Origin of the sequence: Streptococcus sp. Marseille-P7375 (genome assembly GCF_902460365.1) — a bacterium.
Classification (GTDB): Bacteria; Bacillota; Bacilli; order Lactobacillales; family Streptococcaceae; genus Streptococcus; species Streptococcus cristatus_I.
In genome coordinates this window covers 1-17,419 of sequence record NZ_CABPTR010000003.1, presented here as the reverse complement: position 1 = coordinate 17,419, position 17,419 = coordinate 1, and the positions used below count along the sequence as shown (strand labels likewise).

General features: G+C 44.3%; 17 protein-coding genes and 1 pseudogene. 5 read left to right on the top strand and 13 right to left on the bottom strand.

Features of this window, described 5'->3' with window-relative positions; translation table 11 throughout:
- Positions 1-145: 145 nt before the first annotated feature.
- Both FZ954_RS07365 and FZ954_RS07360 read right to left on the bottom strand, forming a co-directional pair.
- Entirely contained in the window at positions 146-1,567 is a 1,422-nt protein-coding gene (locus FZ954_RS07365; protein WP_148877896.1) for an NCS2 family permease, read from the bottom strand.
- Positions 1,568-1,731: 164 nt separating this feature from the next.
- Positions 1,732-2,334, bottom strand: a complete 603-nt coding sequence (locus FZ954_RS07360; protein WP_148877895.1) for a DUF1361 domain-containing protein — start codon at positions 2,332-2,334, stop codon at positions 1,732-1,734.
- A gap of 162 nt (positions 2,335-2,496) precedes the next feature.
- Here FZ954_RS07360 and FZ954_RS07355 point away from each other — a divergent pair, with 162 nt between their 5' ends.
- A complete protein-coding gene (locus FZ954_RS07355; protein ID WP_148877894.1) occupies positions 2,497-3,309 on the top strand; it encodes a Cof-type HAD-IIB family hydrolase in 813 nt (270 codons plus the stop codon).
- 119 nt (positions 3,310-3,428) lie between these two features.
- On the opposite strand, the gene FZ954_RS07350 is transcribed toward FZ954_RS07355, so the two are convergent.
- The 4 genes from FZ954_RS07350 to FZ954_RS07335 are packed head-to-tail and all read right to left on the bottom strand — an operon-like array spanning position 3,429 to position 6,383.
- Positions 3,429-4,295, bottom strand: a complete 867-nt coding sequence (locus FZ954_RS07350; protein ID WP_148877893.1) for a cysteine ABC transporter substrate-binding protein — start codon at positions 4,293-4,295, stop codon at positions 3,429-3,431.
- An 11-nt stretch (positions 4,296-4,306) separates the two neighbouring features.
- Positions 4,307-5,065 (bottom strand): amino acid ABC transporter ATP-binding protein, encoded by a 759-nt coding sequence (locus FZ954_RS07345; protein ID WP_005591017.1) that lies wholly within the window; start codon positions 5,063-5,065, stop codon positions 4,307-4,309.
- Positions 5,066-5,743, bottom strand: a complete 678-nt coding sequence (locus FZ954_RS07340) for an amino acid ABC transporter permease (RefSeq protein WP_148877892.1) — start codon at positions 5,741-5,743, stop codon at positions 5,066-5,068.
- Complete coding sequence (locus tag FZ954_RS07335; protein WP_148877891.1) at positions 5,703-6,383, bottom strand: amino acid ABC transporter permease; 681 nt, start codon at positions 6,381-6,383, stop codon at positions 5,703-5,705. Before FZ954_RS07335 ends, FZ954_RS07340 begins: the two co-directional genes overlap by 41 nt.
- A 216-nt stretch (positions 6,384-6,599) precedes the next feature.
- Between FZ954_RS07335 and lctO the strand changes: the two genes are divergently transcribed.
- Positions 6,600-7,736 (top strand): L-lactate oxidase, encoded by a 1,137-nt coding sequence (lctO, locus tag FZ954_RS07330; protein WP_148877890.1) that lies wholly within the window; start codon positions 6,600-6,602, stop codon positions 7,734-7,736.
- Positions 7,737-7,907: 171 nt separating this feature from the next.
- On the opposite strand, the gene FZ954_RS07325 is transcribed toward lctO, so the two are convergent.
- From FZ954_RS07325 to FZ954_RS12110, 7 genes are all read right to left on the bottom strand, one after another.
- The gene (locus FZ954_RS07325) at positions 7,908-8,201 is read right to left on the bottom strand and encodes a helix-turn-helix domain-containing protein (protein WP_125373894.1); all 294 of its coding nucleotides are present in this window, start codon (positions 8,199-8,201) and stop codon (positions 7,908-7,910) included.
- Positions 8,191-8,556 carry a type II toxin-antitoxin system RelE/ParE family toxin gene (locus tag FZ954_RS07320; RefSeq protein ID WP_048763986.1) on the bottom strand — a complete coding sequence of 122 codons (366 nt, stop codon included), beginning with the start codon at positions 8,554-8,556 and terminating at the stop codon, positions 8,191-8,193. The genes FZ954_RS07325 and FZ954_RS07320 overlap by 11 nt, the downstream gene beginning before the upstream one ends.
- 665 nt (positions 8,557-9,221) lie before the next feature.
- Positions 9,222-10,067 carry an aldo/keto reductase gene (locus FZ954_RS07315; RefSeq protein WP_148877889.1) on the bottom strand — a complete coding sequence of 282 codons (846 nt, stop codon included), beginning with the start codon at positions 10,065-10,067 and terminating at the stop codon, positions 9,222-9,224.
- An 11-nt stretch (positions 10,068-10,078) separates the two neighbouring features.
- Positions 10,079-10,267, bottom strand: a complete 189-nt coding sequence (locus FZ954_RS07310; protein ID WP_125388213.1) for a hypothetical protein — start codon at positions 10,265-10,267, stop codon at positions 10,079-10,081.
- Between the two features lie 217 nt (positions 10,268-10,484).
- The gene (nagA, locus tag FZ954_RS07305) at positions 10,485-11,651 is read right to left on the bottom strand and encodes an N-acetylglucosamine-6-phosphate deacetylase (RefSeq protein WP_148877888.1); all 1,167 of its coding nucleotides are present in this window, start codon (positions 11,649-11,651) and stop codon (positions 10,485-10,487) included.
- 301 nt (positions 11,652-11,952) lie between these two features.
- Positions 11,953-13,584, bottom strand: a complete 1,632-nt coding sequence (locus FZ954_RS07295) for a Na/Pi cotransporter family protein (protein ID WP_148877887.1) — start codon at positions 13,582-13,584, stop codon at positions 11,953-11,955.
- A 396-nt stretch (positions 13,585-13,980) separates the two neighbouring features.
- Positions 13,981-14,520, bottom strand: coding sequence for an LPXTG cell wall anchor domain-containing protein (locus tag FZ954_RS12110; protein ID WP_316246111.1), 540 nt, complete (start codon positions 14,518-14,520; stop codon positions 13,981-13,983).
- Positions 14,521-14,632: 112 nt separating this feature from the next.
- On the opposite strand from FZ954_RS12110, the gene FZ954_RS12105 reads away from it, so the two are divergent.
- From FZ954_RS12105 to FZ954_RS12095, 3 genes and pseudogenes are all read left to right on the top strand, one after another.
- Positions 14,633-16,633 carry a hypothetical protein gene (locus FZ954_RS12105; protein WP_316246110.1) on the top strand — a complete coding sequence of 667 codons (2,001 nt, stop codon included), beginning with the start codon at positions 14,633-14,635 and terminating at the stop codon, positions 16,631-16,633.
- Positions 16,634-16,787: 154 nt separating this feature from the next.
- A complete protein-coding gene (locus tag FZ954_RS12100; RefSeq protein WP_316246109.1) occupies positions 16,788-17,117 on the top strand; it encodes a hypothetical protein in 330 nt (109 codons plus the stop codon).
- Positions 17,118-17,144: 27 nt separating this feature from the next.
- Positions 17,145-17,419 (top strand): annotated as a pseudogene (locus FZ954_RS12095) (hypothetical protein); the annotation flags it as partial.

Genomic DNA, 17,419 nt, shown 5'->3' with positions numbered 1-17,419 from the left:
TGTTTGAAAAAATTAGATGAGCCCTCCAAATCTTTTGTCGAAAACAAGCCACTCACTTCTATCAAAAAGAAACTAAGATCATCCACAAATATTTTTCTTGCATAAAAAAGAAGCTGGAAGATTTCCAACTTCTTAATACTGATTCTTAAGAAAGAGCTAGGCTGATAAAGTTAAGGATGAAGAGCAGGTTTAAGATCCAAATCATTGGATGCACATCCTTAGCTTGACCTTTGATAACTTTCACAAGAGCATACATGATAAATCCTGCTGCAATCCCGTTCGTGATACTGTAAGTGAAGCCCATGAAGATAGAGGTGAAGAAAGCTGGGACAGCTTCTGCCATATCATCCCACTGGATATTTTTCAGACTGCCAAGCATCATGATCCCAACAACAATCAAGATTGGTGCAGTTGCCGCTGTTGGAACGATTGCCAAAAGCGGGCTAAAGAAGCTAGATACTGCAAAGCAGACCGCTACAACTAAGGCTGTCAAACCTGTCCGTCCGCCAGCTCCGATACCAGCTGCAGACTCTACGTAAGTAGTAACGTTAGATGTTCCGGCGATTGCGCCAATAGTCGTACCGATCAAGTCTGAGTACAAAGCCTTGTCCAAACCTTCTGACTCATGGTTTTCACCAGAGCTTGCGACGATACCAACTTTTTCACCAGTTCCGATCAAGGTACCAATAGTATCAAAGATATCCGTCAGAGAGAAGGCTAGGATAGCCATAAATGTCTGAGGCAGGCGCGCCGTATCAGCAAAGAGAGCTCCCAAGCCTTCTGGACCAACCGCAACCCCGAACACTTGTCCAAGTTCTTTCAGAGCTGTTGACAGATTGTGCTGACCAAAGTCAATCGCAGACAGGTTTACCAAGCCAACAGCAATCGCTACGACTGTTGTTGCAAAGATAGACAAGATAATGCCACCTTTGATGCCCCTGATAACAAAGAAAACTGTAATCGCTAGACCAAGTAAAGCGAGTAAAACTGCTGGATTATTAAAATCAACTAATCCCGGAGTTGCAGCTGAGTTTGCTGTAAGAGCAGCCTTCGCTTGATCAGCTCCTTTACCAGCTACTACATAGTTGCCTGGATCGATCGAAAACTTCAACAGTCCGGCATTTTTAATCCCTACATAAGCTAGGAAGACACCGATACCAGCGGAAATAGCTGAACGCAAAGCTGATGGAATAGACTCGATAATAGCCTTCCGAATCTTAGTCAGGGTAATGAAGAGCGAGATCAGACCACAGATGAAGACCATGCCCAAAGCTTCTTGCCAAGTATAGCCCAAACTAAAGACAACCGTGAACGTAAAGAAAGCATTGAGACCCATCCCCGGCGCCTGTGCATAAGGGAGGTTGGCATAAAAGGCCATCATGAGTGTTCCAGCAACGGAACCGATGATCGTAGCCAGAAAGACACCTTGAGCTGGCATACCCGTTTGCGACAGCATGGCTGGATTGACAAAGAGGATATAGCTCATAGCAAAGAAAGTTGTTAACCCAGCGAGAACTTCCGTACGAACATCCGTACCGTGCTCTTTGAGTTTAAATAATTTATCCATTATAGATAATCTCCTAAATTGTTTTATGGCAACTGATTAAAAGAGAACTCCTGATTTTCTTTAAAACAGTGCTGCTTATTCGTTATTTACGAACAATAATATGATTATACTCAAAAACATTCACTTTTTCAAGTCCATTGCTCTAAAAAATACTTTAAAGTGTCTTATTTTTTATTTTCTCTGCTTAAAAAGAGCAAAGTCATGATTTGGATAAAGGTAAATCCAAGGATAAATACCAGACGATCCTTCTGAAAGGTTTCCAGTAGCTTTTGGACGACTAGCTGGGGCCGCGTCACCAGATCCCAAGAATTGAGGCGATCATAACGACCGATATAAATGGCTAGACTCGACAGATAAGACAGCCCTGCTACCACAAGCATATCCAACCACCAAGTCCACTTCCAGCGCTCGCGCAAAATATTCCAGCTTTCAATCCCGCAGTAAACGCCAAATAAAATGCTCGACACAAAAGCCATAAATAGGCGCATGCTGACAGGGTTCCACAGGGTGTCTCCCACCCAAGTCATGTGCACTAAGTCCGTCAGCATATAAAAAGTATTAGGATAAAAGGCCAGCCAAACCACTAACAAAAGTGGATAAAGCCATTTCTGCTTCTTAGATATCGTCGTTAAGACCGCAGCGTCATAGGCAATTAAGGCCAGAGTCATATTCCAAATCAGGTCTGGCCCCTGAACCGTAATCCCCTGAATATACACAACAAATGCAATTAGTAGGAAAAAAATGTGAATGAAAATTGGTTTACGCATACAAGATCCTCCCCTTACTTTAACTCTCTTCGATCATAGACTATCAACAGACATCTTTCGTCTTAGCCATTGAGGAAACATTATACCACAACTTGTGTCATTTATTCTTAATTCTGTTATAATAGACTTACTATACTGATTGATACTGTACGAGGAAAAAGAATGACGAATAAAGTAATTGCTGTAGATTTGGACGGAACCTTGCTCAATTCTGAGAGTAAGATTTCTGATTTTACCAAAGAAACTATCAAAAAAATATCGGCTAAAGGGCACAAGGTCATCATCACAACTGGCCGTCCTTACCGCATGGCTCTGGATTTCTATAAAGAGTTAGAGCTGAATACTCCCATGATAAATTTCAACGGCTCTTTGACCCATATTCCTGAGAAAAAGTGGGAATTTGAGCAATCCTTGACGGTAGACAAAGCCTTTTTGCTGGATATGGTCCAACGAAAAGAAGAAATTGAAGCCGATTTCATCGCTGGTGAATACCGTAAGAAATTCTACATCACCAATACAAACGAAGAAATCGCAGATCCCAAGCTCTTTGGCATTGATAACTTTAAGCCAGAAAATCAATTTCAAGCCCAGCTGGTCACTAAAAATCCAAATGCTATTTTGCTGCAAACTCATGCCACAGACAAATATGCTCTGGCTGAAGAGATGAATGCCTTTTACCAGCATGAACTCTCCATCAATACCTGGGGCGGTCCGCTCAATATCCTTGAGTGCGGTCCTAAAGGTGTTAACAAGGCCTTCGCCCTCCAGTACCTGCTCAATATCCTCAATGTCGATCGCAAGGACCTAATTGCTTTTGGTGACGAGCATAATGATACTGAAATGCTGGAATTTGCAGGAACAGGCTATGCCATGAAAAATGCCAGCGAAACCCTGCTGCCTTATGCCGACCAGCAGCTTGAACTCACCAACGACCAAGACGGTGTAGCCCACAAGCTAACTGAGCTCTACTTGTAGAAATAAAATAAATCAAACAAACATAATTTGAACCGCACCTCAACTGCTAGACTTTTTCTGTCTAACTATTGAGATGCGGTTCATTTTTTAAGGCAGATTGTTCTACTTGACCAACGCTTCTACTCTACTTTTCCACCTTCAACGACGAGGTCATCTGCTTTTGCAGCATCACCGTAGGTTGGGTGAAGAGTCTTTTCATAAGCCTTGTGGAAGAAGTTTTCCTTGCCCAATTTTTCAATGTCTTTATTGATGAAATCAAGCAACTCTTTGTTTCCTTTTTGGACTGCTGGCGCGATAGTATCTGGGTCACCAAGCGAAGCAATTCCCACTTCATATCCTTTATTTTCAAGAGCCCAAGCTAGAACTTCAGTATTGTCAGTCGAGAAGGCATCTCCACGTCCATCCAAAAGAGCTTGGTAGGCGTCACTGTATTGGTCGTATTTTTGAAGTTTAACTTCTGGATGATTTTTCTCAAAGTAAGTTTCAGCGGTAGTTCCTTTTGTGACAATCAAAGTCTTGCCTTCAAGCTGTTTAACATCTGTGATGACACCTTTCTTAGGAGACACAACACCCAGTGAAACCTTCATGTATGGAAGGGCAAAGTCAACTTGTTTCTTACGTTCGTCTGTGACGGTAAAGTTGGCAAGTGTGATGTCCACCTTGTTAGAAATCAAGTATTCCGCACGGTTGGCAGCATCAACAGACACGTATTTTGCCTTAACACCGAGGTCTTTAGCCAGCTGATTTCCCAGTTCGATGTCATAACCTTGGTAAGAACCGTCGTTGTCTACATAACCAAAAGGTTTTTTGTCTCCAAATACAGCAATTCGAAGTTCACCACTTTTTTTGATTTCATCAATAGTGCGAGCTTTAGCAGTGGTTTTGCCAGATGAAGAAGTAGAATTTCCGCCTGAACCACAAGCTGTAACAAAGATAAGGGCAAAGGCAAGTGCCAAAATAGTTAAGAGTGATTTGAGTAGTTTCATAAGAATCTCCTTTATAAATATGAGCCAAACTGGCTAAAGTCAAAAACGTTTAAAAATTCTTGTGCTCGTTTGGTTTGTGGATTGGTAAAGAAGGACTGAGCCGTTCCTTCTTCGGCAATCTTCCCTTGGTCGAGGAAGATAATCCGGTCCGCAATGGCTTGGGCAAACTGCATTTCGTGGGTCACCAAGATCATGGTACGACCTTCTTGAGCTAGGTCGTTGATGAGTTCGAGGACCTCACGCACCATTTCTGGATCAAGCGAAGCCGTCACCTCGTCAAAGAGGATAATTTCTGGATGCATGAGCAGGGCACGGACAATGGCAACCCGTTGTTTCTGACCACCAGATAATTGGCGAGCGAAACTGTGTTTTTTATCGAGCAGTCCGACGCGTTCCAATAATTGTAGGGCTTCTTCCGTCACTTCTTTCTTATCCCGTCCTTGTGCTTTGATAGGACCTAAGATAAGGTTCTGCAAAACGTCCAGATGGGGAAAGAGTTCATAACTTTGAAAGACCATGCCAATCTTTTGACGAACCAAGTGAAAGTCTTTCTGGTTTCCAATAATGGACTGGCCATCCAGAAGAATATCTCCACCCTGAATGGTTTCCAAGCCATTGAGACAGCGAAGGAGGGTGCTTTTCCCACAACCAGATGGTCCTAGAATAACCACTACTTCCCCTTTTTTGATTTCTAGGGAAAGTCCTTGGAGGATGGGATTGTCTCCGAAGGATTTTTTTAGATCCTTGATTTCTAATATGGTATCAGACATTTAGTTCCTCCAGTGTTTTTCTAAGTGAGTGGATAATTTGGAAATAGGAAAGCAAACTGCGAAATACAGAACCAGTATGGTTCCATAAATCCAAAAGGAAGCTGTTGGAATAGTCAAGCGATTGCTATCGATGATTTGCTGTCCCACCTTGGTAACTTCAACGACTCCAATCAAAACAACCAGAGAAGTCGTTTTGATCATCCGGGTAACGAGATTGATGGCCTGCGGAAGCAGTCTTCTCAAGACCTGCGGGATGATGATGTGGTAGTAAAGTTGGAAATTCGTTAAGCCCAGCGCCTGTCCGCTTTCAAACTGATGTTTAGGAAGGGAAGTGATAGCTCCGCGTACCAAGTCCCCCATTTCAGCTGTTCCCCAGAGTGTAAAAACGATAATTGCAGAAGTCTCTCCCGATATATTGATATTAAAGTTTCGAGCTAAGCCGAAATAAACAATGAAGAGTAGCACCAGCTGGGGCATGATACGGATAAATTCTAGATAAAAACGTGTCAAGAAACGAATGACTCTAGAATGAGAGGTCATGATGATTCCCATGACCGTACCGAAAATCATGGATAAGAGGACAGAGAGGATGGAAATCCCAATCGTGACTCCCAATCCCTGTAAGATCCGCAAGAGATTATTTCCCTGAAAGAGTACTTGTATTCCCGAATCCTGCATGGCGGAGCCTCCTTTCTATCCAACTAAAAAGCAATGATATAGGTAGGAGCATAATAAGATAGGCCACTACCAACATAGCCAGTGCAATGTCTGTCTCATAGTAAAGCCCAATCAAGTCCTTAGCAACATACATAAGGTCGGCTAGAGCAACCGCAGAGAAGACAGAGGTTTCCTTGATCAGGAAAATCACATTGGCACTGAAGGATGGCAGAGCCACTGCTGTGGCTTGTGGCAAGACCACGTAGCGAAAAACTTGAGCGGGTGTCAGACCGATCGCTAAGCCAATCTCATGCTGGGTTTGACTAACTGCTTCTAGCCCGCTTCGGAAGGATTCTGCCATATAAGAGCCTCCTAAAAAGATGAGACCAAGGGTGGCGCAGACCTCTGAGGAAAGGACAATCCCAATCCGAGGAAGCCCGAAGTAGAGAAAGAAGAGTTGGATCAAAAGAGGCGTATTTCGCGACAATTCAATATAAGCTGTGACTAGTTGTGCCAGAACAGGGATGCGATAATGTCGGATAATACTAACAAGTAAGCCAACTAGAAAAGCTCCTAAAATGCCCCAAACTGCGATATGCAGGGTTAGAAAAAATGCCTTTTGATATAATGGTAGATATTGTTCAACAATGGACCAATCCAAAAGAGAACCTCCCATCTAGGAATAATACAGCTATTGTAGCACTAAAAGACATGTTTGGATAATATGTATTTTCTATCACAATGATAAAAAATATTTATCATCTCTATCGCAATCTGAAACTTCCAGACAAAATTTTTGAAAATGACATGAAAAAGAGTTAAGATGTTCCTGTAAATCAAAAAAGTAAACGTTTACTTTTATCAAGGAGGACATTTTATGTCATACAAAACAAGCAATGCCGAAGGCCCCGTGGATTTTATCAACACCTATGATCTGGAGCCCATTGCGCAGCAAGTCATTCCTAAAGCTGCTTTTGGCTACATCGCGAGCGGAGCTGAGGACACGTTCACTTTACGCGAGAACATTAGAGCTTTTAATCATAAACTCATTGTTCCTCATACACTCTGTGATGTGGAAAATCCAAGCACTGAGATTAAATTTGCAGGAGAAAAACTGTCTTCACCAATCATCATGGCGCCTGTTGCAGCCCATAAATTAGCAAATGAACAGGGGGAAGTGGCTACTGCGCGTGGTGTACATGAGTTTGGCTCTCTTTATACAACCAGCTCCTACTCCACTGTTGATCTTCCAGAAATTTCTCAAGCCCTCCAAGGAACACCGCACTGGTTCCAATTTTACTTCAGCAAAGATGATGGCATTAACCGCCATATCATGGATCGTGTCAAGGCAGAAGGCTACACAGCCATTGTCTTAACTGCGGATGCGACTGTAGGAGGCAATCGTGAGGTCGATAAGCGCAATGGTTTTGTTTTCCCAGTTGGCATGCCGATCGTTGAAGAATATTTACCAGAAGGTGCTGGTAAGTCCATGGACTTTGTCTACAAATCAGCGAAACAACGCCTGTCGCCACGAGATGTAGAATTTATCGCTGAATACTCAGGGCTCCCTGTGTATGTCAAAGGCCCTCAATGCCGTGAAGATGTCGAACGTTCGCTTGCCGCAGGTGCTTCTGGAATCTGGGTAACCAACCACGGTGGTCGCCAAATCGACGGTGGACCAGCTGCCTTTGACTCGCTTCAAGAAGTCGCTGAAGCAGTTGATAAACGGGTACCGATTGTCTTTGACTCTGGTATTCGCCGCGGCCAACACGTCTTTAAAGCCTTGGCTTCAGGAGCAGACTTGGTAGCCATTGGACGTCCTGTCATTTATGGTTTAGCCCTTGGAGGTAGCGTTGGTGTTCGCCAAGTCTTTGAACACCTAAATGCTGAACTAAAAACCGTTATGCAACTATCTGGAACTCAGACCATCGAAGATGTCAAACACTTCAAACTACGCCACAATCCATACAATCCAACCTTCCCAGTTGACCCTCGTGATTTGAAATTGTATTGATAAATAAAGCAATTTATAATTAAAAACCACACCCCAAAAGTTAGACATTAAATCTAACGATTGGGGTGTGGTTTTTAATCAGAGTGTATCTAAGCTGGCTCTATGGCATGGATTAGACAAAGCCTCTGGTAAGTTTGACTTGTTTCTCTAATATTTATTTCTTACTTTCTATTAAGCCTTTTCTTGCTCTAGTGGGACGACGACTAGGGTCTTGCCAAGGCTTGCTAATACTTTCAATACCGTATCCAATTGAGGGTTGGTCTTTCCTGTCTCCATTCGAGCGATGACAGGTTGACTGACCCCACTGAGTTCTTCAAGCTTCTTTTGGCTAATGCCCTTTTCATGTCTGGCCTCGATCAACTCTGTCATAATCGCTACCCGCAGATCACTTTCTAGGATTTCTTCCTTAGTGAAAAGCTCTGCTCTCGCTTCTTTCCAATTACTACCGATGGCACTATTCTTCATCTTTTAGCCCTCTTTCTTTCAAATCTTGCAACTCACGTTTGGCTTTCTCGATCTCCCGTCTGGGAGTCTTTTGCGTCTTTTTAACAAAATGATGCAGTAAGACAAAGCTTCCATCTATCCAAGCCACAAACAAAATCCGATCCCGTAAGGGTCTTAACTCCCAAATCTCTGCCTCTAGATGCTTGATGTAGGGCTCACCGGCACGAGTTCCCTGTTGACTCAAGAGCTCGATATAGTCATTGAGCTTATTGAGTTTGATCCGGCTATCCTTGCTATTGAGACTAGCCAGCTCCTTCATATAGTCCAAAACTGGTTGATTCCCATGTTTATCTTTATAAAAATAAATAGTGTGCAAAAAGCATCCTCTTTTCGAATTTATTATAACTCAAAAGCTATCGAAAGTAAATACTTTTAAGTTATCAAATACTGATAAGTCCCCTTTGAAATATTCAAAAGGGGACTCATTTATATAATTCGAAAATAGCGCCCTTATTGGTGCCAATGAGGACAGTTTTTATCTTTGTGAGAACTAATAAGATTAGCAAGGTTAGCGAAATAGACAACTATGCTTTGTAACCATATTTTATCAATACTTTTGTTTTAAACCTATGATAAAAAATCATAACTTCCGATTCGGTATAACTGCAATAGCAATACCCTTATAATCCTCAAAAGAACCTATAAAAACTAATTCTTCTTTTCAAGAAACTATAGTCTCTTGAGAGACCCTCATCTGGCACTTGTTTTTGACGACAAATGGCCGAGGGGCGATGGTTCTTATAAATAGCAATGAAAAGATCGTCCGAGGCCTAGATTACCATGAATCTATAGGAAAAGTAACCAGCCGAGACCTAAGTTGCCATTATTCTATAGGAAAAGTAACCGGCTGAGACCTAAGTTGCCACGAAACTATAGGAAAAGTGACCGGCCGAGGCCTAGGTCACTATAAAACTTCATTAAAGACTAATAACTAACATATCGAGTAGCTTGATTTCAACTAAAAAGATGTTCGTCTATCGCTTAAAAATCCATCCCATCTGGATTAGGTGCTCCGCCTTCCAAACCGCTGATATTTTTGAGAATCTCTAGGTCAGCTGGACTCAATTCAATGTCAAAGCAGTCCAGATTGCTAGCAATCCGACTCGGAGTGACTGACTTAGGCAGAGGCAGGAAGCCTTCCTGCAAGCTCCAAGCTAGAGCGATTTGGGCAACGGTCTTGCCATACTTATCTGCCATAGCTTGCACGGCTGGATTTTGGAAGAGTTCGCCCTGGCCAAATGGTCCCCAAGCTTCAAGGAGGATATCATGGGCACGGCAGAAGTCCACTGCCTCTGTCTGATAGACACCTGGCGCTAGGCGGATTTGGTTGACGGCTGGAGTGACGCGCGCTGTTTCTAGGAGAGCCTCTAGGTGGTGAGGCAGGAAATTGCTGACGCCGATCGCTCGGATCTTACCAGCTTGATAGAGGTCTTCCATAGCCCGCCAAACCTCTGCATTGCGCTTTTGCCAAGCCCCGTCTTCTCGTACAGGCTTAGGATTTGGCCAGTGGATGAGGTAGAGATCCAGATAATCCAGCCCCAACCGCTCCATAGAGCTGTCAAAGGCTTCTAAGGCCTCTTCATAGGTATGCTTGCTATTCCAGAGCTTAGTTGTGATGAAGAGCTCTTCACGCGGAATGCCGCTGTCTTTAATTGCTCGACCAACACTCTCCTCATTCTTGTAGATAGCTGCCGTATCAATATGGCGATAGCCAGCCTTAAGAGCGGCTAAGACTGACTGATAAGCCTCTTCTCCGTCCTGAGCCTTCCAAGTACCAAAGCCTAAGACTGGAATCTTGACGCCATTGTTAAGGGTATAATTTTGCATATCTGTTCTCCTTATTTTTTCTTTCTTTTGGACAATTTTGGCTTAAAGATATTTTCCTTGGTTGGAGCCATGCCTCGGCTGAAAAAGCTGTAAATGATAAAGGCCAACCCAGCAATAAATATCAAGAAACGATGCAGTAGCAATCCAAAGAAGAGGAACACCAAGCCCATTCCCATAAATTTATAATCAATCTTTTTCATCCTGTCCTCCTCGTCTGTGATAACCCTATTATAACATCTTCTCTTTCATTGAGAAAGCCCTACCATCTGTTAAGAAAAATTTCTCAGAGACTTTCTAGTTGCACCAACTATTCTAGCTTTGCCTAAGTCCCTCTAGCAAATCCTAGGGAAAAAGCAGCAACCCCACATTAAAAAGGACAGGTTACCCCATCCTTTCTAAAAATATAAGGAGACTCAATTAAAGAACACTGGAGGCAGCTTCAAAGCGTTTTTCGCCATCCAGATAAGTAGCAACCAGCTCTAAATCCTTGTCCAGCACGATAAAGTCAGCATCATAGCCTTCCTTGATCTGGCCACAGACATCGTCAATGTGGACGGATTTTGCTGGTATGAGACTGGCCATCATGACTGCTTGGTGAGGATTTGCGATGCCCCATTCAACTACATTTTTCAGACCGTCTTTGAGCTGCAGGATTGATCCTGCCAAGTTGCCAGTCGATTTGAGACGAGCTGTGCCATTGGCTACCACCACTGGAAATTCTCCCAGCATATAGTCGCCGTCTTCTAGCCCACCTGCAGTCATACAGTCTGTGATGAGGGCTACATGTTCATGGCCCTTTTGCTTGAGCAAAATATCACAGGCCTTGGGATCTACGTGGTGACCATCACAAATCAACTCTGCATAAGTGTGGGGCAGCTCGTACATAGCCCCAACCATACCTAGCTCACGGTGGGTCAAGCCTCGCATACCATTGTAGGCATGTACCCAGACACTGGCTCCTGCTTCTACTGCTGCCTTTGCTTCGTCATAGGTCGCATTAGAGTGCCCCAAAGCAACTGTCACACCTTCATCAGTGATGGTGCGGACAAATTCTTCCACGCCATCACGCTCAGGTGCCAAAGCAATTTTATTTAGCAGGCCATTGGCTGCCTTTTGCCAAGCACGAAATTCATCCATACGAGGGTCCTTCATGTAGGCTGGGTTTTGGGCACCCTTGTACTTTTCAGTGAAGTAAGGCCCTTCAAAGTAGAGACCGCGAATCTTGGCACCACTTGCTTCTTGATAGCGAGCACCGATATTTTCTGTCACAGCCAAGAGTTGCTCGTAAGATGATGTCAGCGTAGTCGGCAAGAAACTGGTCACCCCAGTCGTCAAAAGACCTTCACTCATGGTATGGAGGGTACCTTCGATGTTATTGTCCATGACATCGACCCCACCAAAACCATGGATATGGGTATCCACCAGACCCGGTGCGACAGAGTAGCCTGTGTAATCCACCACTTCCGCATCCGCAGGGACTTCCTGTACTAATTTTCCAAATTTTCCATCAATCACTTCCAAAAATCCACCCTTGCGAATCCCTTGAGGGTAGAAGAACTGATCGGCTTTTATATATTTAGGCATTTGACTGCCTCCTCTTGTTCTATTTCTATTGACTCTATTATAACGCTTTCTATTTTATTTGTAAATGGTCTATACCTCTTTTTTGGAAAAATTTATTATATTATGTAAAGCAAGAAAAGAGAGGGGGACAGAAATCGGGAATTCGTTAGAATTCAATTTCGTCGTCCCACCTCCGCACAGTTGAGTAGGGCTGTAAAAGCTGATGAAATCAGCGTAGTAGAGCCCACTCAACCACTGCGTCTTACTCGACAATCCAAAGACAATTGAGAGGCTAGGACTTCTGTCCCAGCCTCTTTCTGTCTTAAATTTGTTCCATCTGTACTTTCTCAGCCAAATTCATGGCGTGGTCAGCAACTCTGGTATAGTGGGAAATAATATCGATGAAGTTGACCCCAGCTTGAGGCGTACATTCTCCCTTGTTGAGACGGGCAATGTGGGTCTTGCGCAGGCTGCGTTCTAGCTTGTCAATAGCTGCATGCTTGGCTTCTAAAGTATTGGCCAATTCTACATCATTTGTTTCCACAGAAGTCAAAGCTTCTTTGATAAAGTCCAAGGTCAGTTGATAAATGTTTTCCAACTCTTCCAAGGCAGCCGGTGAGAATTCCACCTTCTTGCGGTGCAAGTAGTCTGTCAAATTCAACAAAGCTTCTGAGTGGTCACCGATTCTCTCCAAATCACGACTAGAGTCCAGAATGCTGGTCAAGACTTCACTCTCTTTTGGATTGAGCTGCTGACCAGATAGGACAATCAGATAGCGAGTCAATTCATCATCAATAGCGTTGATAGCTTCCTCAGTCTTATGGCCCTTCTCAGCTGATTTTTCTTCGTAATTAATAATATAATCATAGGCCAATTCGAAAGATTTAGCCGCGTAGCCACCCAAGTGAAGGAGTTCCTTTTTAGCATTTCCCAGAGCCAATGATGGCGCTTGGTCAATCAAAATCGTATCTAGGTAGAGAGATTCGTATTTAACGGTCTCATCCTCACCCGGAATCAACTTGGTAACCAAATATGCTAAAAAGCCAATAAAAGGAAACTGGATAATGGTATTGGTAATATTAAAAGTTCCGTGGGCAAAGGCAATGGTCATTTCTGGTGACAAGTGTAAGGCTGTCTCAAACCACTGAATCAGCGATGTAAAAGGCAACAAGAAAATCATACAGATGATTGTCCCCAAAACGTTAAAGGCCACATGGGCGCCAGCAACACGCTTGGCTGCAATATTAGCACCCAAGGAAGCGATGATCGCTGTAATCGTCGTTCCGATATTGTCACCGAAGAGAACAGGCAAGGCTCCATGCAAATCAATGAGATTGCTGGCATAGAGATTTTGTAGAATACCAATAGTCGCTGATGATGCCTGGATGAGCAGGGTCAAACCCGTTCCGACAAAGACACCTAAAACTGGATTTTTACTCAGCTGAACCATATAGTCGCGAAAGACTTGCAGATCTTTAAGCGGCTCCATGGCTCCACTCATGAGATTTAGGGCGAAAAAGATCCCGCCAACACCAAAGAAGATGCGCCCGATATTGTTAACAGAGCGATTTTTGGTGAAAAAGAGGCAAACCGCACCGATAAAGAGCAGGGGAAGTGCATAATCACCCAACTTAAAACCAATGATGAAGGAAGTCACGGTCGTACCAATATTGGCCCCCATAACAATCCCGATAGCCTGACGCAGGGTCAACAGCCCCGCACTAACCAGCCCAACTGTAATCACCGTCACACCTGAACTAGACTGGATTAGGGCTGTCATCCCGATCCCAACTAGCACACCTAAAAAAGGATTGCTCGTGTACTTATCAATGAAATAGCGCAGTCGGTCTCCCGCTGCCTGCTGCAAGCCGTCCCCCATCATACGAATACTATACAGGAACAGCCCCAAGCCTCCTAAAAAGCTAAATATAATTTCTTGCCAATTAATGGACATTTCTTTTCCTCCGAAAAATAAATAGCGGATAATCTCCTATACTATTTTAAAACATCCAGCCTAATCTCACAAGCCTTTTCTAAAAAAGAATTGAATTATTTTTGCTCATTTTGAAACTTTTATTTTCTTCATACTCAAGAGCAAACTAGAACAGGCGGCAAGCCCCTCTCACCACAATAAAAGACAAGCAGGAAGAGCTAAATTTCAAAATATTTAGCTTGGTTCATCGCTTTCTAGTCTCAGGCTCAAAACATCTAAATTGCCCAGTTTATCTTTTATCTCAGCATAACTCACATTCTATGCATGCAAAAAGCAAAAATCCCAGATAGCCTATGGCTATCTGGGATTTGCTTTCCATCGCTAAAGTGCTGGTATCATTTTAGCTAGGTTTTAAGATTAGTCTTCCAAATTCACATCAGATGTTGATTCTTTCTTCTTTTTATTCTTAAGAAAGGCTGATGCCAACGTTGCTATTCCTAATCCAAGCGCTGCTAATGGATTATTGGCAGTTCCTGTATTTGGCAAAGCTTTAGTGTCTGGAGTAACCTTGACTTTTTCTGGTTGTGCAGGCTGTGGCTTAGGTGCTTGAGAGTGATTTGTCGCACTAGATACAGTTGCACTTTCAGACAGACTAGTAGAGATGCTTGCGCTATCACTCAGTGACACACTTTCAGATGTGCTCAATGAAGCAGAAACACTCATGCTCAAGTAGGCACTTGCTGAAAGTGAATCGTCGGCGATGGCATGACTGGCACTGATTGAACCTGAAATGCTTGCACTTGTACTCAATGAAGTAGAGATAGACTGACTATCACTTACAGAAGCTGAAGTACTTGCACTTACAGATGCGAGGTAGCTTGGCAGGTTAAACTCTGGCTTAGACTCGCTGGTTGGATCACCCTTACTGTAGCTGAATGAGTTTGACTCTTGTGACACACTTGTACTCAAGCTGCTTGAAAGGCTATCACTAAGCGATGTAGAGGTACTTACACTTGTACTTGTTGAATCTGAGGCACTAATTGAGGCACTGAGGCTCGTACTCAAGCTGGTGCTTGATGAATCTGAAGCACTAATTGAGGCACTGAGGCTGGTGCTCAAACTTGTGCTGGCTGAGTCGCTTGCACTGATTGATGCACTGAGGCTCGTGCTCAAGCTGGTACTTGATGAATCTGAAGCACTAATTGAGGCATTGAGGCTCGTACTCAAACTTGTGCTTGCTGAATCTGAGGCACTAATTGAAGCACTGAGGCTTGTACTCAAGCTGGTGCTTGATGAATCTGAGGCGCTGAGTGAAGCACTGAGGCTTGTACTCAAGCTGGTGCTTGATGAATCTGAAGCACTAATTGAGGCACTGAGGCTAGTGCTCAAGCTCGTGCTTGATGAATCTGAAACACTAATTGAGGCACTGAGGCTCGTACTCAAACTTGTGCTTGCTGAATCTGAGGCACTAATTGAAGCACTGAGGCTTGTACTCAAGCTGGTGCTTGATGAATCTGAGGCGCTGAGTGAAGCACTGAGGCTTGTACTCAAGCTGGTGCTTGATGAATCTGAAGCACTAATTGAGGCACTGAGGCTAGTGCTCAAGCTCGTGCTTGATGAATCTGAAACACTAATTGAGGCACTGAGGCTCGTACTCAAACTTGTGCTTGATGAATCTGAGGCACTAATTGAAGCACTGAGGCTTGTACTCAAGCTGGTGCTTGATGAATCTGAGGCGCTAATTGAGGCACTGAGGCTTGTACTCAAGCTGGTGCTTGATGAGTCGCTTGCACTAATTGAGGCACTGAGGCTCGTACTCAAGCTGGTACTTGCTGAATCTGAAGCGCTAATTGAGGCACTGAGGCTCGTGCTCAAACTTGTACTTACTGAATCTGAAGCGCTAATTGAGGCACTGAGGCTCGTACTCAAACTTGTACTTGCTGAATCTGAGGCACTGAGTGAAGCACTTAGACTTGTGCTCAAACTTGTACTTGCTGAATCTGAAGCACTAATTGAGGCACTGAGGCTCGTGCTCAAGCTGGTGCTTGATGAATCTGAGGCACTGATCGAAGCACTGAGGCTTGTACTCAAGCTGGTGCTTGATGAATCTGAAGCGCTAATTGAGGCACTGAGACTAGTACTCAAGCTGGTACTTGTTGAATCTGAGGCACTGATTGATGCACTGAGACTTGTGCTCAAGCTGGTGCTGGCTGAATCTGAGGCACTGATTGATGCACTGAGACTTGTGCTCAAACTTGTGCTTGCTGAATCTGAGGCACTAATTGAGGCACTGAGGCTTGTACTCAAGCTGGTGCTGGCTGAATCTGAGGCACTGAGTGAGGCACTTAGACTTGTGCTCAGGCTCGTGCTGGCTGAATCTGAGGCACTAATTGAGGCACTTAGACTAGTACTCAAGCTGGTACTTGTTGAATCTGAGGCACTGAGTGAGGCACTGAGGCTCGTGCTCAAGCTGGTGCTGGCTGAATCTGAGGCACTGATTGATGCACTGAGACTTGTGCTCAAACTTGTGCTTGCTGAATCTGACGCACTAATTGAGGCACTGAGGCTTGTACTCAAGCTGGTGCTGGCTGAATCTGAGGCACTGAGTGAGGCACTTAGACTTGTGCTCAGGCTCGTGCTGGCTGAATCTGACGCACTAATTGAGGCACTGAGGCTTGTACTCAAGCTGGTGCTGGCTGAATCTGATGCGCTAATTGAAGCACTGAGGCTAGTGCTCAAGCTGGTACTTGATGAATCTGAGGCACTAATTGAGGCACTGAGGCTAGTGCTCAAACTTGTACTTGATGAGTCGCTTGAACTAATTGAGGCACTGAGGCTAGTGCTCAAGCTGGTACTTGCTGAATCTGACGCACTAATTGAGGCACTGAGGCTAGTACTCAAACTTGTGCTTGCTGAGACAGACTGGCTGGTGCTCAATGAAGTTGAAGCTGATTCACTTGCTGATACAGACTGGCTCAGGCTTACTGATGCTGAAGCACTGGCACTTGCTGAGACAGATTGGCTGCCACTCAACGAAGCTGAGGCTGACTCACTTGTTGAAACTGATTGACTCAAGCTCAACGAAGCTGAGGCGCTTGCACTTGCTGAAATTGACTGACTCAAGCTCATTGACGCTGAAGCACTTGTGCTTTCTGAAACGGATTGGCTCAGGCTCAACGATGCTGAAGCACTGGCACTTACTGAGACTGACTGGCTAGTGCTCAATGAGCTTGAAGCAGACTCGCTTGTTGAAACTGATTGACTCAAGCTCAATGAGCTTGAAGCAGACTCGCTTGTTGAAACTGATTGGCTCAGGCTCAATGATGCTGAGGCACTTGCACTTGTTGAAACGGATTGGCTCAAGCTTACTGATGCTGAAGCACTGGCACTTGCTGAGACAGACTGGCTTGCGCTCATTGAGGTTGAAGTACTGGCACTTGCTGAGACAGACTGGCTTGCGCTCAATGACGCTGAAGCTGATTCGCTTGCTGAGACAGACTGGCTCAAGCTCAATGACGCTGAAGCTGATTCGCTTGCTGAAACGGATTGGCTAAGGCTCAATGATGCTGAGGCACTTGCACTTGTTGAAACGGATTGGCTCAAGCTTACTGATGCTGAAGTGCTTGTGCTTGCTGAGACAGACTGGCTTGCGCTCAATGACGCTGAAGCACTTGCGCTTATTGAAACAGATTGACTCAAGCTTACTGATGCTGAAGCACTGGCACTTACTGAGACAGACTGGCTCAAGCTCATTGACGCTGAAGCACTTGCGCTTGTTGAGACAGATTGGCTGCCACTCAACGAAGCTGAGGCACTTGTGCTTACTGATACAGACTGGCTTGCGCTCAATGACGCT

Excerpts from the sequence above, each read along its gene's own strand:
- FZ954_RS07355 (WP_148877894.1), top strand. The coding sequence starts at position 2,497 with ATGACGAATAAAGTAATTGCTGTAGATTTGGACGGAACCTTGCTCAAT.
- FZ954_RS07365 (WP_148877896.1), bottom strand. The coding sequence starts at position 1,567 with ATGGATAAATTATTTAAACTCAAAGAGCACGGTACGGATGTTCGTACG.
- FZ954_RS07360 (WP_148877895.1), bottom strand. The coding sequence starts at position 2,334 with ATGCGTAAACCAATTTTCATTCACATTTTTTTCCTACTAATTGCATTT.
- FZ954_RS07310 (WP_125388213.1), bottom strand. The coding sequence starts at position 10,267 with ATGAAAAAGATTGATTATAAATTTATGGGAATGGGCTTGGTGTTCCTC.
- FZ954_RS07295 (WP_148877887.1), bottom strand. The coding sequence starts at position 13,584 with ATGTCCATTAATTGGCAAGAAATTATATTTAGCTTTTTAGGAGGCTTG.
- nagA (WP_148877888.1), bottom strand. The coding sequence starts at position 11,651 with ATGCCTAAATATATAAAAGCCGATCAGTTCTTCTACCCTCAAGGGATT.
- FZ954_RS12100 (WP_316246109.1), top strand. The coding sequence starts at position 16,788 with ATGAGCTTGAAGCAGACTCGCTTGTTGAAACTGATTGACTCAAGCTCA.
- FZ954_RS07340 (WP_148877892.1), bottom strand. The coding sequence starts at position 5,743 with ATGCAGGATTCGGGAATACAAGTACTCTTTCAGGGAAATAATCTCTTG.
- FZ954_RS07345 (WP_005591017.1), bottom strand. The coding sequence starts at position 5,065 with ATGTCTGATACCATATTAGAAATCAAGGATCTAAAAAAATCCTTCGGA.
- FZ954_RS07325 (WP_125373894.1), bottom strand. The coding sequence starts at position 8,201 with ATGAAGAATAGTGCCATCGGTAGTAATTGGAAAGAAGCGAGAGCAGAG.
- FZ954_RS07350 (WP_148877893.1), bottom strand. The coding sequence starts at position 4,295 with ATGAAACTACTCAAATCACTCTTAACTATTTTGGCACTTGCCTTTGCC.
- lctO (WP_148877890.1), top strand. The coding sequence starts at position 6,600 with ATGTCATACAAAACAAGCAATGCCGAAGGCCCCGTGGATTTTATCAAC.
- FZ954_RS07315 (WP_148877889.1), bottom strand. The coding sequence starts at position 10,067 with ATGCAAAATTATACCCTTAACAATGGCGTCAAGATTCCAGTCTTAGGC.